Raw genomic sequence first — 14676 nt, forward strand, 5'->3', positions numbered from 1 at the left:
TCCTGGACTGATAATTGCTTGCCGTATGCAGCAGTGCGGTTGGTTATTACTTGGTCGTGCTTCGTGCCGAAAGCAACCGAGGTTACTTACCGGCGCGGGCTGGGGAGCTCGCAGTACTTACTACTTACTCGCCCGTCGCCTTGGCGATGATTTCCTTCGAGACGTTCGCGGGAACCTCTGCGTAGGAATCGAACACCATGGAGAAGTTCGCCCGGCCCTGGGTCCTGGACCGCAGGTCACCGATGTAACCGAACATCTCCGAGAGCGGAACCAGCGCCTTCACGACACGGGCACCACTGCGTTCCTCCATGGCCTGAATCTGGCCACGGCGGGAGTTGATATCGCCGATCACGTCGCCCATGTACTCCTCGGGCGTTGTGACCTCGACAGCCATAAGGGGTTCGAGAATGACGGGGCCGGCCTTGCGGGCGGCTTCCTTCAGCGCCTGCGAACCGGCAACCTTGAACGCCATTTCCGAGGAGTCGACGTCGTGGTAAGCACCATCGAGCAGCGACAGCTTCAGGTTCACGAGCGGGTAGCCGGCGAGAACACCGTACTGCATCGCGTCCTGTGCGCCTGCATCCACGGAGGGGATGTACTCGCGCGGGATACGTCCGCCGGAGACCTTGTTCTCGAATGCGTAGGTAGCACCGTCTTCGCCCACGAAAGGCTCCAGAGCGATGATGACCTTTGCGAACTGGCCCGAGCCACCCGTCTGCTTCTTGTGGGTGTAGTCGTGCTTCTCGACCGTCTTGGTGATGGTCTCGCGGTACGCAACCTGCGGCTTGCCGACGTTGGCCTCGACCTTGAACTCGCGACGCATGCGGTCGACGAGGATGTCGAGGTGGAGCTCGCCCATGCCGCCGATGACGGTCTGACCGGTCTCGTCGTCGAGTTCGACCGAGAAGGTCGGATCCTCTTCGGCGAGCTTCTGGATCGCGACGCCCAGCTTTTCCTGGTCGGACTTGGTCTTGGGCTCGATGGAGACCTGGATGACCGGTGCGGGGAACGACATCGACTCGAGGACGATGGGGTTCGCCTGATCGCACAAGGTGTCACCGGTGGTGGTGTCCTTGAGGCCGATCATCGCGTAGATGTGGCCGGCTACGGCCTCTTCTACCGGGTTCTCCTTGTTGGCGTGCATCTGGAAGAGCTTTCCGATGCGCTCCTTCTTGCCCTTGGTTGCGTTGAGCACCTGTGCGCCCGGATCGATACGACCCGAGTACACGCGGACGAAGGTCAGCTTGCCGAAGAACGGGTGAGCAGCGATCTTGAAGGCGAGAGCCGAGAACGGCTCTTCCTTGCTCGGCTTGCGAGTGATCTCTACTTCTTCGTCATTGAGCTTGTGGCCGACAACCTCGCCGATATCCAGCGGGTTGGGCAGGTAGTCGATGACTGCGTCGAGCATGGGCTGAACGCCCTTGTTCTTGAACGCGGAGCCACAGATAACCGGGTACAGCTCGGAAGCGACCGTCATCTTGCGGATGGCGCCCTTGATTTCCTCGACCGTGAGCTCTTCGCCGCCGAAGTACTTCTCCATGAGAGCTTCGTCGGACTCGGCAACGGTTTCGAGCAGCTTCTCGCGGTACTCTGCAGCCTTCTCGACGAGATCCGCGGGGATCTCTTCGATGGTCGGCAGTGCACCGGTCGGAACTACGCCGCGCCACGTGATGGCACGCATCTCGACCAGGTCGACGACGCCGTCGAAGTCGTCCTCAGCGCCGATGGGCAGCTGAAGAACGAGCGGCTTCGCGCCGAGACGGTCGATGATGGTCTGCACGGTGAAGTAGAAATCCGCGCCCATCTTGTCCATCTTGTTGACGAAGCAGATACGCGGAACGTCGTACTTGGCAGCCTGACGCCACACCTGCTCGGACTGCGGCTCGACACCCTCTTTACCGTCGAACACAGCAACTGCGCCGTCGAGCACGCGCAGCGACCGCTCCACCTCGACCGTGAAGTCGACGTGGCCGGGGGTATCGATGATGTTGATCTGGTTGTTGTTCCAGAAGCAAGTCACGGCGGCAGACGTGATCGTGATGCCGCGTTCCTTCTCCTGCTCCATCCAGTCCGTCGTCGACGCACCGTCGTGCGTCTCACCGATCTTGTAATTGACACCGGTGTAGAACAGGATGCGCTCGGTGGTGGTGGTTTTGCCGGCATCGATGTGCGCCATGATGCCGATGTTGCGGACCTTGTTCAGGTCAGTCAGCACTTCCTGTGCCACAGGTTTCTTCCCCGCTCGTTGCTTGGTTTTTCGGGTGTCGGCCGTATCCGGTGTGTTCCACCGTCAAGGCCATGGTCTTTCAATTATGTCTCTGCCGCGGCAACCCGACCACCTCTGTCCGGAATTAACCGGCCGATGTGATCAGGTCGCCAACGGCGACAGCGTCGGAGCACCCACCCGATGGCAGTTGCTCCGACGCTTACATCACCAGCGGTAGTGGGCGAATGCCTTGTTGGCTTCGGCCATCTTGTGAGTGTCTTCGCGACGCTTCACAGCTGCACCGAGGCCATTGCTGGCATCGAGGAGCTCGTTGGCGAGACGCTCGACCATGGTCTTCTCACGACGTGCACGCGAGAAGGTGACCAGCCAGCGCAGTGCCAGCGTGGTGGAACGACCGGGACGAACCTCGACCGGCACCTGGTAGGTAGCGCCACCAACGCGGCGGCTACGAACCTCGAGTGCAGGCTTGACGTTGTCCAGGGCGCGCTTGAGCGTGACGACCGGATCGGTGCCGGTCTTCTCGCGTGCCTGCTCGAGAGCCTGGTACACGATTCGCTCTGCGGTGGACTTCTTGCCGTCCAGCAGGATCTTGTTGACGAGCTGCGTCACCAACGGGGAACCGTAAACCGGGTCGTTGATGAGCGGGCGCTTCGGAGCGGGGCCCTTACGTGGCATTAGCTCTTCTCCTTCTTGGCGCCGTAGCGGCTGCGTGCCTGCTTGCGACCCTTGACACCCTGGGTGTCGAGGGAGCCGCGGATGATCTTGTAACGGACACCCGGGAGGTCCTTCACACGACCGCCACGGACGAGCACCATGGAGTGCTCCTGAAGGTTGTGGCCTTCACCGGGGATGTACGCGGTGACCTCGACCGAAGTCGTCAGGCGAACGCGAGCGACCTTACGGAGAGCGGAGTTCGGCTTCTTGGGGGTGGTGGTGTACACGCGAGTGCACACGCCACGACGCTGCGGGCTGCCCTTGAGGGCTGCCGTCTTGACCTTGGCGGTCTTGTCGCGGCGACCCTTGCGGACCAGCTGGTTGATGGTTGGCATTTACCGGCTTTCTACGTCGGAACAGACTGCTCGAAGCAACCTTGGCTGTTCTGAAATTAGGGATCTAGCAGTTGGAGCAAGATAGCTGCTGCTCCTCACCCACCTCTGATACTGCTGCGCTGCGCAAATGCGCCTCGCTCTGCACCCGAGGTCGGGCGTGTCGCATACCCCCACACAGGCAGCCGGATGCTCGTTCTGAAGCAATAACTGCTCGAACGTGCGCACGGCAATACCTAGCTAGGCACACAGATCGGCCCGGGCATGCCGGACACGACCCATAACGATACCTGCCAGCGTGCTATGTGGTCAAAATGAGCCTGAAGTGATACGGAACTCACAGCAACGACCAGGTTCGACAGCAGGTTCAAATACTGACGTTGAGCGTCAGTTCTCCGAGTTTAGTGGCTCCCGCGCACGCATCCATGCCGCCGGCCGGCTGGCGCACCCACCAACCGAACACTCCCCCGGCCGGAGCGCCGGCGGTGATGCCACAGCTTTGTGGATCCGCCGGTTGCCGCACGAGGTAGGCGTCACTGCCCTTGACGGTGATCTTCTCGACCACATATCCGAGATGCTCGAATGCGGCGACCTCGTGATCGGTGGTGCCGGTCTCGAACCAGTTGAACGTGACATGGACCGGACCTGCGCCGCCAACCCCGTCCCACCGACAGATTGCCCCGTAGAAACCACGGTCGACGCCGTCGGCGCCGATTGCCGCCGCGATCTGCGGGTCGGACACCGCTTCACATTCCTGCAGGATGTTGGCGAACTTCTCGCTGCTACTGCCCTGATAGCCGCCCTCGGCCAGCGGCGTTCCCGTCACTGTCGAACCGCACCCCGTCAGCAGGAGAAACGACGCGCCAAGCGCCGCCGCCCGGGCGCGACTCACTGTGCTCTCGAGACAGTGAGTTCCATCAGGCTCTTCCCGACAACACACGGATCGGCAGGCGGGGCGACAAGCCCGGAGTTCGCGGAGCCGTAGTTCACCGACCAATGAACAAAATCGCCCCCGAAGGAAATACCCAACTCGCACAGAACGCCTTCTCGCGACGCGATGAAACCGGAGTGGCCCTCGATCGTGATGTCGGCAGCAGGTCGACCGAGAAGGTCGGAACCGGCGCGCTCGCGGCCGATCGGGCTGCCGCGGTACCAGGAGAACGCGACGCTTGGTCCCAACGAACCGGCAACCGTCCATTCACAGCCGACACCGTTTCTGGTGACATCGGTGAACGTGAGCCCGAAAGCCGCGACCACCTCCTCATCCGTCACCGATCCGCATTCTGCGAACATCGGACCGGGATCGGTTGCTGCCTGGGCGGTGGGCGCTGAACCTGTGGACTGTTCCGCTGTGCCGTCGTCGGCCCCGCAGCCGGTAGCCGACACCAGCACCGCAGCAGCGACCACCAACGGGGTACTGAAGGACAGGGCTCTGCAGCGCGGCATGCAGGTGACTGTACTTCCGGGATCAGAGCTGCGCGATCACGACACCGGCGCTGACACACGCACGAGAGTCGAGTCGAGTTGCGCCGCCCACGTTCTGACCACCTCGGACCGTCGACGCGAGTCGTCGGTCAAGACATCTGCCAACCCCAGCCCTCGGGCAAGGTCAAGGGTCGCCTGCACCAGACGGTGCGTCGTCGGATCTGCGTCGTCGGCGCCAAGACTCTCGACGGCCATGCGGTGCGCGATGCGCCCGAACCGTTCCTCGAGTGGCAACACTCGCGCTCGCAAGTCCGGGTCGGAAGCTGCCGCCGTCCACACCTGAAGTGCTGCCTTGAACAGAGTGCCGGTGTAGTACTCGACCAATCGGGAGATGATCGCCTCGGTTCGACCGGCACCCGCGGGAAGGTCGGTGGACTCTTTGCGTGCCTGATCCATTCGGGCGTCGAACATCACCTCGAGTGCCGCGGTGATCAGGTCCTCACGCGTCGGGAAGTGGTGCTGCATGGCACCACGGGATACCCCGGCCCGCTGCGCGACGACACTCATCGTCGTTGCACCCCATCCGAGTTCGGCGAGACACTCCACCGTCACTTCGAGCAGGTGGGAGCGCGTGACTCGACTTCGGTCCTGCTTGGGTTCTCGAGTCATCGCGCCGCCATCCCTTCTACTGTGCGTTCTGTTGTGCCCAGGCTGCTGGACGCTTCTGCAAGAAAGACATCATGCCCTCACGAGCCTCGTCAGAGGAAAACAGCCGCGCCGACTGCGCGATCATCTCCTCGCCGTCTCGGTCGAATCCGGCCAGGACCTGCCTGGTCGTGAGCCATTTCGATTCGGCCAGCCCCTGTGGCGAGCACTGACGCAATGTGACCAAGAGTTCAGTGATCGACTCGGCGGTTCCCTGCGACGCTTCCGTCACCAGCCCGATAGCGTGGGCCTCGTTCGGTCCGAACTTCTCTCCGGTGAGCAGGTACCGGCTCGCAGATCGGTGATCGAGCCTCGGCAGAACAGTGAGCGAGATGATGGACGCGGCCAACCCCAATCGTGATTCCGTCACCGCGAAGGTGCTCGCCGGTCCGGCGACGACGATGTCGCACGCCCCGACAAGACCCATACCCCCGGCCCGGACGTGACCGTCGATGCGCCCGATCACGGGCTTGGGCAGCTCGAGAATGCTGCGTAAGAGCGTCAGCATCCCCCGCCCGCGCTCTTTGACTGCCTCCTCCGGAGATAAGGACGACCCGGATGCTTCACTGAGATCGGCTCCCGCACAGAATGTTCCACCCGTGTGGGTGAGCACCACTGCTCGAACTGCCGGATCAGCGGCCGCCGACGTCAGTCCAGCCTGCAACTCCGTGACCAACCGCGTCGAAATCGCGTTGCGGTTGTGTGGTGAGTCGAGAGTGATCGTGGCCGCACCACCGGATACTTCGTACCGTACGTATGGCTTGTCCTCGTCCGTCATGCTTCGCCCTTTCCAGTGAGACCGTCTAGTAAGACCGAGGCAGACCGAGAGAGTGCTGCGAGACGAAGTTGAGGATCATCTCGCGGCTCACCGGCGCGACACGGGCGATACGAGCCGCGCCGAGCATGGCGGCCAGTCCGTATTCCTTCGTCAGGCCTGCGCCGCCGTGCGTCTGGATCGCCTGATCGAGTGCCTTGATGCTGGCCTCGGCAGCCGCGTACTTCGCCATGTTCGCGGCTTCGGCAGCACCGAAATCGTCCCCACTGTCGTAGAGGACCGCGGCCTTCTGCATCATCAGCTTGGCGAGCTCGAGTTCGATCTTCACCTGCGCGAGGGGATGCGAAATACCTTGGTGGGCACCGATCGGCGTCTTCCACACCGTGCGCTCGTTGGCGAACTTCACCGCGGCGTTCAGGGCGTAACGGCCCATTCCGATGGCCATCGACGCACCCAGGATGCGCTCGGGGTTGAGACCGGCGAACAACTGCATCAGTGCGGCATCAGCTTCGCCGACCAGAGCGTCGGCCGGCAGCCGTACATCGTCGAGGAACAAGATGAACTGGTGGTCCGGCTCGATGATGTCCATCTCCATCTGCGTCTTCACGAATCCAGGAGAATCCGTGGGGACGATGAACAGAGCGGGCTTGAGCTTGCCGGTTTTGGAGTCCTCGGTGCGCGCGACGATGAGCACTGCGTCAGCTTGATCGACGCCCGAGATGTAGATCTTGTTGCCGCTCAGGATCCAGTCTTCGCCGTCGCGACGAGCCGTCGTCGTGATCTGGTGTGAGTTCGAACCCGCGTCGGCCTCGGTGATTCCGAACGCCATGATCTTGGAGCCGTCGGCGAGGCTGGGTAGCCACTGCTGCTTCTGCTCCGCCGTGCCGTACTTGCCGATGATGGTGCCGCAGATGGCCGGGGATACGACAACCAGGAGCAGACCGGCACCCTGTGCCGCCAATTCCTCCTGCACCAGCGCGAGTTCGTAGATACCGGCACCGCCGCCGCCGTATTCCTCCGGCAGGTTGACGCCCAGGAATCCGAGTTTGCCCGCCTCGTTCCATAATTCGGTGAGCGGCTCACCCTTGCGCGCCTTGGGCAGCACGTAGTCGACGTAGTTGAAGCGCTCACCCAGTTTGGAAACGGATGCCCGTAGTTCCTTCTGCTCTTCGGTTTCGATGAAACTCATCATGCTTCCTCTTCTGTAGCGGGTTCTTCCACACGTGCGAGTACCGATCCGACTTCGACCTGCTGGCCGACGGCGACCGGAAGTTCTACCAGGACACCGGCAGTCGGCGCGGTGACGGTGTGTTCCATCTTCATGGCCTCTAGCCACAGAATCGGCTGGCCGGCAGTGACGGTGTCACCGAGTGCGGCGCCGAGGCGGATAACCGATCCCGGCATCGGAGCGAGCAACGAACCGGCCGCGACTTCCGCCGACGGATCCACGAAGCGCGGTGCTGCCGTCAACGCGACCGGCCCCAGCGAGGAGTCGACAAAAATCTCACTCCCGTATGCCGCCACGTCGAACGAACGCCGTACTCCGCTCTGCTCGAGCACTACTCGGGCAGCAGTTGCCGATACCAGGCTCACGTCGTCGAAGCCTTCTGCGTTCAACACGCCGCTTCGGCTCAGGGAGTAGCGGACGTCGTAGTCGCCCGACGCAGTGGAGTAGCTCTTGCTCTGCGGCTGCGACGGCAGGTTGCGCCACCCGCTGGGCAAGCGGCCGATGACGCGCGCCGACGCCCGGTTGTGCGCGGCATCGGCAAGTGCCGCCGCTAGCGCCGAAAGCCTTTCGGCGTCGGTGTCGGCCAGAGGCGTTGACAACTTCTCGAGGTCATGGGTCTCGAAGAATGCCGTATCGGTGTCCCCGGCAATGAAGGCGGGGTGAGCCAGGACATTGACGAGCAGATCGCGGTTGGTGCGCAGGCCGTGAATCCTGGTGCGCGCCAGCGTCGACGCGAGCAGCCGGGCAGCTGCGGTCCGCGTCGGCGCGTACGAGATGACCTTGGCCAACATCGGGTCGTAGTGGACGCCGACAACACTGCCGTCGACGACGCCGGAGTCGAGGCGAACGCCCTGCTCACGCAGAACACTGAATTCTTGTGGGTCACCGGGCAACTCGATGTGGTGAACGGTTCCGCTCTGCGGCTGCCAGTTCTTGGCGGGGTCCTCGGCGTACAGGCGCACCTCGATGGAATGTCCGCGAATCTCCGGCTGCTCGTCCGGAAGCACTTCACCTGAAGCGACCTGCAATTGCAGTTCCACCAGATCGAGTCCGGTGGTGCACTCGGTGACGGGATGCTCCACCTGCAGGCGAGTGTTCATCTCCAGAAAAAAGAAGTCACCCTTTTCGTCTGCCAGGAATTCAACGGTTCCCGCTCCCTCGTAGCCGATGGCGTTGGCTGCGAGCCGCGAGGCGTCGAAAAGCTTGTCGCGCATGGCGGGGATGCGTTGCACGAGCGGCGACGGTGCCTCTTCGACCACCTTCTGATGCCGACGCTGGATCGAGCACTCGCGCTCCCCCACCGCCCACACCCCACCGTGGCGGTCGGCCATGACCTGAACCTCGATGTGCCGACCGGTCTCGAGGTAGCGCTCGCAGAAGACAGTCGGGTCACCGAAGGCGGACTGCGCCTCACGCCGCGCCGCTTCCAGTTCGCCTTCCAGCGCCGACAATTCACGAACGACACGCATTCCGCGTCCGCCGCCGCCCGCCGACGCCTTGATGAGCACCGGCAGATGAGCGTCGGTCACCGCAGCGGGATCGAGTTCGGACAGCACCGGAACTCCGGCCGCGTCCATGATCTTCTTGGACTCGACCTTCGATCCCATGAGCTCGATGGATTCGACGGGCGGACCGATCCACGTCAGTCCGGCATCGATGACACTGCGCACGAACTCCGCGTTCTCGGAGAGGAATCCGTAGCCGGGGTGAATCGCGTCGGCGCCCGAAGCCTTGGCTGCGGCGATGATGAGCTCGCCCCGCAGGTATGTCTCGGCAGGCGTGTTACCCGGCAGGCGAACCGAGGCGTCGGCTTCGGCGACGTGCGGGCTGTCGGCATCCGCGTCGGAAAAGACCGCGACCGTCCCGATTCCGTTCTTGCGGCAGGTTGCAAAGACACGGCGGGCGATTTCGCCACGATTGGCGACCAGTACTGAAGTGATTGTCACGGCGTGCCTCACATACGGAAGACGCCGAAGTTCTCGGTGCCTTCGATCGGGGCGGTGGCAATGGCCGACAGGCACATTCCCACCACGGTGCGGGTGTCTCGGGGATCGATGACGCCGTCGTCGTACAGACGCCCGGACAAGAACATCGGAAGTGACTCGGCCTCGATCTGGTTCTCGATCATCGCGCGCATGCCGGCATCAGCCTGCTCGTCGAAAACCTGGCCGCGGGCCTCGGCAGCAGCGCGTCCCACGATGGAGATGACGCCGGCGAGCTGCGCACCGCCCATGACGGCGGACTTGGAACTGGGCCAGGCAAAGAGGAATCGCGGATCGAACGCCCGTCCGCACATGCCGTAGTGACCGGCGCCGTACGACGCTCCGAGCAAGATCGAGATGTGCGGAACCTTGGAATTGGCTACCGCATTGATCATCATCGATCCGTGCTTGATCATGCCGCCCTCCTCGTATTCCTTACCCACCATGTAGCCGGTGGTGTTGTGCAGGAACAGCAACGGCGTGTTGGAGCGGTTGGCGAGCTGGATGAACTGCGTGGCCTTCTGGGACTCTTCGCTGAAGAGCACTCCACGTGCGTTGGCCAGGATGCCGATCGGGTAGCCGTTGAGCTCGGCCCAGCCCGTCACGAGGGAGGAACCGTAGAGCGGCTTGAACTCGTCGAAGTCGGAACCGTCGACGATACGGGCGATGACCTCACGCGGATCGAACGGAATCTTCAGGTCGGCCGGAACGATGCCGAGCAACTCTTCCGGATCCTCGAGCGGTTCGATGATCTCCGCGCGAGGCGCCGGCCCCTTCTTGGTCCAGTTGAGTCGCTTGACGATCGAGCGACCGATGCGGATCGCGTCCTGCTCGTCGGCTGCGAAGTAGTCAGCCAACCCGGACTTGCGAGCGTGCATTTCGGCGCCGCCGAGTGCCTCGTCATCTGATTCCTCACCGGTGGCCATCTTGACCAGCGGCGGACCTGCGAGGAACACCTTGGAGCGTTCCTTGATCATCACGACGTGGTCGGACATGCCCGGGATGTACGCGCCGCCGGCAGTCGAGTTACCGAAGACCAGTGCAATGGTGGGGATACCGGCTGCGGAAAGCTGTGTGAGGTCACGGAACATACGCCCGCCCGGGATGAACACCTCCTTCTGCGTCGGCAGGTCTGCACCGCCGGACTCGACCAGCGAGATGACAGGAAGGCGGTTCTGCATGGCGATGTCGTTGGCGCGGAATCCCTTACGCAGCGTCCACGGGTTGCTGGTGCCGCCGCGCACGGTGGGATCGTTGGCAACGATCAGGCATTCGACACCTTCGACGACGCCGATACCGACCACGGTGCTGGCGCCGACCGGGAAGTCACTCCCCCACGCAGCGAGGGGACACAGTTCGAGGAACGGCGAATCCTGATCGAGCAGGAGTTCGATCCGCTCGCGTGCCAGGAGTTTTCCTCGCTTGTGGTGCCGCTCGGTGTATTTCTCGCCGCCGCCCGCCAGCGCCTTGGCGTGCTCGACCTCGATCTCGGCGAGCTTGGTGTTCATGGTCGATGTTGCGGTCTGGTACACCTCGGAATTGGTGTCCAGTGTTGACCGGATGACACTCATGACTGATACCCCAATCGCTTGGCCGCGAGGCCGGTGAGGATTTCGGTGGTTCCGCCACCGATTCCCAGAATTCGCATGTCCCGGTACTGCCTCTCCACTTCACTTTCCTGCATGTATCCGAGGCCGCCGAACAGCTGAACGGCTTGGTTCGCAACCCATTCGCCCGTCTCGACTGCCGTGTTCTTGGCGAAGCACACCTCGGCGATCAGATCGCCGTCACCGGCCATGTGCCGTTCGATCACCGAATGCGTGTACACCTTGGCGACGTCGATCTTGCGGGCCATCTCGGTGACGGTGTTCTGCACGGCCTGCCGACTGATGAGGGGTCGACCGAAAGTCTCGCGGGCGCGGCACCATTCGAGGGTCAGCTCCAGGCAACGTTCTGCACTGGCATACGCCTGGGCGGCGAGGGCGACCCGCTCGGAGACAAATGCCTGGGCGATCTGCGCGAAGCCGCTGTTCTCTGCGCCGACCAGATTCTCCACCGGAACCCGGGCGTCGACAAAGGACAGTTCCGCTGTATCCGACGCGCGCCAGCCCATCTTCTCGAGTTTGCGCGAGACGGTGAATCCCGTTGTGCCCTTCTCGATCACGAGCAGTGAGACACCACCCGCGCCGGGGCCACCGGTGCGCACTGCGGTGACGACGAAGTCCGCTCGAACGCCGGAGGTGATGAACGTCTTGGCGCCGTTCACGACGTAATGATCGCCGTCGCGCTTGGCTGTGGTTGTCAGATGCCCGACGTCGCTGCCTCCGCCGGGCTCGGTGATGGCGAGCGAGCCGATCTTGTCGCCGCGCAGGGTCGGCTTGACCCACTTCTCGATCTGCGCCTCGTCGCCGGCCGCAATCAGGTGCGGCACCGCGATGCCGCAGGTGAAGAGCGATGCGAACAGACCGCCCGACGCACCTGCCTGATGCATCTCCTCACAGATCACGATGGAGTCGACGGCATCGCCACCCTCACCGCCAGCCGATTCGGGAGCACTGGCCCCGAGGAGCCCGAGAGCGCCTGCCTTGCGGTGTAATTCGCGCGGAATCTCGCCGTCACGCTCCCACTGCGTCAGGTGCGGCAGAATCTCCTGGTTCACGAATCCGCGTACGGTCTCGCGAAGCGCAAGCCTTTCCGGTGTGGTCCACACGGTCACCGTGAATCCTCTTTCTCGTCAGTTGTGGGGAGTAGCGAAATCGGGATGTCGATATGGCGCGAGCGCAGCCACTCACCAATTCCCTTGGCCTGCGGATCGAACCGCGCCTGCGAGGCAACACCCTGACCGAGGATTCCCTCGATCACGAAGTTGACGGCACGAAGGTGCGGAAGCTGGTAGCGAGTGACGTTCAGGTCTGCTGCTTCCGGTAGTAGTTCCTTGAGCATTTCGACGGTCAGAGTGTGCGCCAACCACTTCCACTGATCGTCCGTGCGAACCCAGACGCCGACGTTGGCATTTCCACCCTTGTCGCCACTACGGGCACCGGCGATCGTGCCGAGTGGCACCGAAAGCGAAGACTGTGGCGGCAACGGCTCCGGACGCTCAGGTTCGTCGACCGGTTCGAGGTCCTGCGTCAGCGTCGACGGAGCGATGTCCACGCGAGTGCCGTCTGGCAGTACGGCCACGTGAGGCACCGATCCCGCGCCGACGTAGCCGGGGGTGAACACTCCGTACGGTTGTCCGTTGCTCGGCGGCGCGGTCAGCGAGAAGCCTGGGTAACTGGCGAGTGCCATTTCCACCGCAACCGCGGAGAAGGGGCGACCGATCACCTTGGGGTCGGAATCGCGAACCACGCAGCGCAGCAACGCACTCGCTGTTTCCTCGGTGTCGGAATCCGGGTGATCTGTGCGAGCGAGAGTCCAGACCAGTTCGGCGGGCTTCTTCGTCAGCCAGGATTCGAGTTGAGTCTTCGCCAGATCGGCCTTGGCCTCGATGTCGAGACCCGTGAGGATGAACGTGGCCTCGTTGCGGAACCCGGCCAGCGTGTTGAGTGAGACCTTGTACTGCGGCGGCGGAGCCTCGCCCGTGACTCCGCTGATCAGCACCCGATCCGGGCCTTCCTGGGTGAGCACCGCGTTGTCGATACGGGTGGTCACATCCGGGCCTGCGTAGCGTCCGCCCGTGATCTCGTACAACAGCTGCGCCGTCACCGTGCCGACGCTCACCTCGCCGTCCGTTCCGGAATGCTTGGTGATGACCGAGGATCCGTCCGCGTTGATCTCGGCGATCGGGAAGCCAGGACGGCCCAGATTGGGAATCTCGGTGAAGAACGCGTAGTTGCCGCCGGTGGCCTGGGTTCCGCACTCGATGACGTGGCCAGCCGCGACAGCACCGGCCAATTGATCGAAATCATCTCGCTTCCAACCGAAGTGATGAGCGGCTGGACCGACGATCACCGACGCATCGGTGACACGACCGGTGACCACGACATCGACGTCCGCCGACAAGGCTTCGACTATGCCCCAGGCGCCGAGGTACGCATTGGCCGTCAGCGGGGAGCCGAGTCCGAGTTCGTCTGCCCGAGAGATCAAATCGTCACCCTCGACGTGGGCGATCTTCGCGTTCAACCCCAGCTTGGTGTTGACCTCGCGCAGCGCGTCCGCCAGTCCGGCCGGGTTGAGGCCGCCGGCATTCGCAACGATCTTCACGCCCTTGTCGAGCGCGAGGCCGAGGGTGTCCTCGACCTGTCGCAGGAACGTCTTCGCGTAGCCGAGCGACGGGTCCTTCATCCGGTCCCGGCCGAGGATCAGCATCGTCAGTTCGGCCAGATAGTCGCCGGTCAGGTAGTCGAGTTCGCCGCCCTCGAGCATCTCGCGCATCGCCGAGACGCGGTCGCCGTAGAACCCGGAGCAATTACCGATCCGTACCGAACTCATCTGTCCACCTTCGCTTCTCGTCCCTCACCGCTCGCTCCGATGGCGGCTCGCCCCTCGCCGCCGGGTCCGGCAAATGCCTGCGCAAACCCCAACCACTCGTCTGCGTCGGCGCCAACGGCAACCAGATCGAGATCGGCGCGATTGGCGCGCTGGGTGACCAGCAGGCAGAAGTCCAACGCCGGCCCGGTCACCTTCTGCGGCGCATCTTCCGGCCCCCAGGTCCAGAGCGAACCGTCCGGCGCCGTCAACTCCACCCGGAAATCGTCGGCGGGCGGCGTCTTCTCGTTGACCGAGTACGCAAAGTTCCGCGTCCGCACACCCAGATGAGCGATGTTCTTGATGCGCGCCGTCGGAGCGCGTTCGACGCCGAGTGTGTCGGCGACGTCCTGCCCGTGCGCCCACGTCTCCATCAATCGCGCGGTTGCCATGGAGACACCGCCCATGGGCGGGCCGTACCAGGGGAACTTGGTGCCGGCCGGGGCAGCGGTGAGCGCCTCGACGAGAGCAATGCGCCCCGCCCGCCAATCGGCGAGCAACTCTGCGGGCGGGCGGGCTGCCTGCTCGGCAGCACCGTCGTCGACAAACCCGGCCGGATTCACGAACGCCGCCTTCAACTGCTCCGCGAACCCGTCCGGGTCGGTGACAGCCAGGATCGCAGCACTGTCCGTCCAGTGCAGGTGCCCGATCTGATGCGCGATGGTCCACCCTTCCGCGGGCGTCATTGTCGCCCACTTCTCCTCGGGCAGATCCGCAACCAGGGCGTCGAGGCTCTCGCCTTCGGCCCGCAAGTCATCGATGAACGTCTGAAGTTCGGCCATGCGACCAGCATCACACCCGGGTCCATAAAAATCAAG

Annotated in this window: 13 protein-coding genes; all 13 read right to left on the minus strand. The window is 63.4% G+C overall.

From position 1 onward, the window contains the following. Positions 1 to 124: 124 nt before the first annotated feature. A complete protein-coding gene (fusA, locus tag FEZ60_RS13235; protein ID WP_033236420.1) occupies positions 125 to 2227 on the minus strand; it encodes an elongation factor G in 2103 nt (700 codons plus the stop codon). A gap of 204 nt (positions 2228 to 2431) precedes the next feature. Continuing rightward, positions 2432 to 2902, minus strand: coding sequence for a 30S ribosomal protein S7 (gene rpsG, locus FEZ60_RS13240; RefSeq protein ID WP_003941856.1), 471 nt, complete (start codon positions 2900 to 2902; stop codon positions 2432 to 2434). Further along, positions 2902 to 3276 (minus strand): 30S ribosomal protein S12, encoded by a 375-nt coding sequence (gene rpsL / locus FEZ60_RS13245; RefSeq protein ID WP_003941908.1) that lies wholly within the window; start codon positions 3274 to 3276, stop codon positions 2902 to 2904. Before rpsL ends, rpsG begins: the two co-directional genes overlap by 1 nt. A 364-nt stretch (positions 3277 to 3640) precedes the next feature. Next, positions 3641 to 4165, minus strand: a complete 525-nt coding sequence (locus tag FEZ60_RS13250; protein ID WP_172936265.1) for a DUF3558 family protein — start codon at positions 4163 to 4165, stop codon at positions 3641 to 3643. After that, positions 4162 to 4719, minus strand: a complete 558-nt coding sequence (locus tag FEZ60_RS13255) for a DUF3558 domain-containing protein (RefSeq protein WP_172936266.1) — start codon at positions 4717 to 4719, stop codon at positions 4162 to 4164. Before FEZ60_RS13255 ends, FEZ60_RS13250 begins: the two co-directional genes overlap by 4 nt. Positions 4720 to 4755: 36 nt before the next feature. Beyond that, positions 4756 to 5367: a TetR/AcrR family transcriptional regulator gene (locus FEZ60_RS13260; protein ID WP_033236422.1), complete on the minus strand. Its 612-nt coding sequence runs from the start codon at positions 5365 to 5367 to the stop codon at positions 4756 to 4758. Between the two features lie 16 nt (positions 5368 to 5383). Continuing rightward, positions 5384 to 6181 carry an enoyl-CoA hydratase family protein gene (locus FEZ60_RS13265; RefSeq protein WP_172936267.1) on the minus strand — a complete coding sequence of 266 codons (798 nt, stop codon included), beginning with the start codon at positions 6179 to 6181 and terminating at the stop codon, positions 5384 to 5386. Between the two features lie 25 nt (positions 6182 to 6206). Then, on the minus strand, positions 6207 to 7367 hold the full coding sequence (locus FEZ60_RS13270; protein WP_033236424.1) for an acyl-CoA dehydrogenase family protein: 1161 nt from the start codon (positions 7365 to 7367) through the stop codon (positions 6207 to 6209). Beyond that, a complete protein-coding gene (locus FEZ60_RS13275; RefSeq protein ID WP_172936268.1) occupies positions 7367 to 9352 on the minus strand; it encodes a biotin carboxylase N-terminal domain-containing protein in 1986 nt (661 codons plus the stop codon). Before FEZ60_RS13275 ends, FEZ60_RS13270 begins: the two co-directional genes overlap by 1 nt. An 8-nt stretch (positions 9353 to 9360) precedes the next feature. After that, positions 9361 to 10959 carry a carboxyl transferase domain-containing protein gene (locus FEZ60_RS13280; protein ID WP_019744291.1) on the minus strand — a complete coding sequence of 533 codons (1599 nt, stop codon included), beginning with the start codon at positions 10957 to 10959 and terminating at the stop codon, positions 9361 to 9363. Then, positions 10956 to 12104, minus strand: coding sequence for an acyl-CoA dehydrogenase family protein (locus FEZ60_RS13285; protein WP_141484718.1), 1149 nt, complete (start codon positions 12102 to 12104; stop codon positions 10956 to 10958). The genes FEZ60_RS13280 and FEZ60_RS13285 overlap by 4 nt, the downstream gene beginning before the upstream one ends. Continuing rightward, on the minus strand, positions 12101 to 13822 hold the full coding sequence (locus FEZ60_RS13290) for an acyclic terpene utilization AtuA family protein (RefSeq protein ID WP_141484719.1): 1722 nt from the start codon (positions 13820 to 13822) through the stop codon (positions 12101 to 12103). The genes FEZ60_RS13285 and FEZ60_RS13290 overlap by 4 nt, the downstream gene beginning before the upstream one ends. Next, positions 13819 to 14640 carry a TIGR03084 family metal-binding protein gene (locus FEZ60_RS13295; protein ID WP_172936269.1) on the minus strand — a complete coding sequence of 274 codons (822 nt, stop codon included), beginning with the start codon at positions 14638 to 14640 and terminating at the stop codon, positions 13819 to 13821. Before FEZ60_RS13295 ends, FEZ60_RS13290 begins: the two co-directional genes overlap by 4 nt. Between the last annotated feature and the right edge of the window lie 36 nt (positions 14641 to 14676).

Origin of the sequence: Rhodococcus sp. MS16 (assembly GCF_013277795.1) — a bacterium.
GTDB lineage: Bacteria > Actinomycetota > Actinomycetes > Mycobacteriales > Mycobacteriaceae > Rhodococcus_F > Rhodococcus_F globerula.

Coding starts and splice junctions, on each gene's coding strand:
- FEZ60_RS13260 (WP_033236422.1), bottom strand. CDS start 5,367: ATGACTCGAGAACCCAAGCAGGACCGAAGTCGAGTCACGCGCTCCCAC.
- FEZ60_RS13295 (WP_172936269.1), bottom strand. CDS start 14,640: ATGGCCGAACTTCAGACGTTCATCGATGACTTGCGGGCCGAAGGCGAG.
- FEZ60_RS13280 (WP_019744291.1), bottom strand. CDS start 10,959: ATGAGTGTCATCCGGTCAACACTGGACACCAATTCCGAGGTGTACCAG.
- FEZ60_RS13270 (WP_033236424.1), bottom strand. CDS start 7,367: ATGAGTTTCATCGAAACCGAAGAGCAGAAGGAACTACGGGCATCCGTT.
- rpsG (WP_003941856.1), bottom strand. CDS start 2,902: ATGCCACGTAAGGGCCCCGCTCCGAAGCGCCCGCTCATCAACGACCCG.
- FEZ60_RS13265 (WP_172936267.1), bottom strand. CDS start 6,181: ATGACGGACGAGGACAAGCCATACGTACGGTACGAAGTATCCGGTGGT.
- FEZ60_RS13290 (WP_141484719.1), bottom strand. CDS start 13,822: ATGAGTTCGGTACGGATCGGTAATTGCTCCGGGTTCTACGGCGACCGC.
- FEZ60_RS13255 (WP_172936266.1), bottom strand. CDS start 4,719: ATGCCGCGCTGCAGAGCCCTGTCCTTCAGTACCCCGTTGGTGGTCGCT.
- rpsL (WP_003941908.1), bottom strand. CDS start 3,276: ATGCCAACCATCAACCAGCTGGTCCGCAAGGGTCGCCGCGACAAGACC.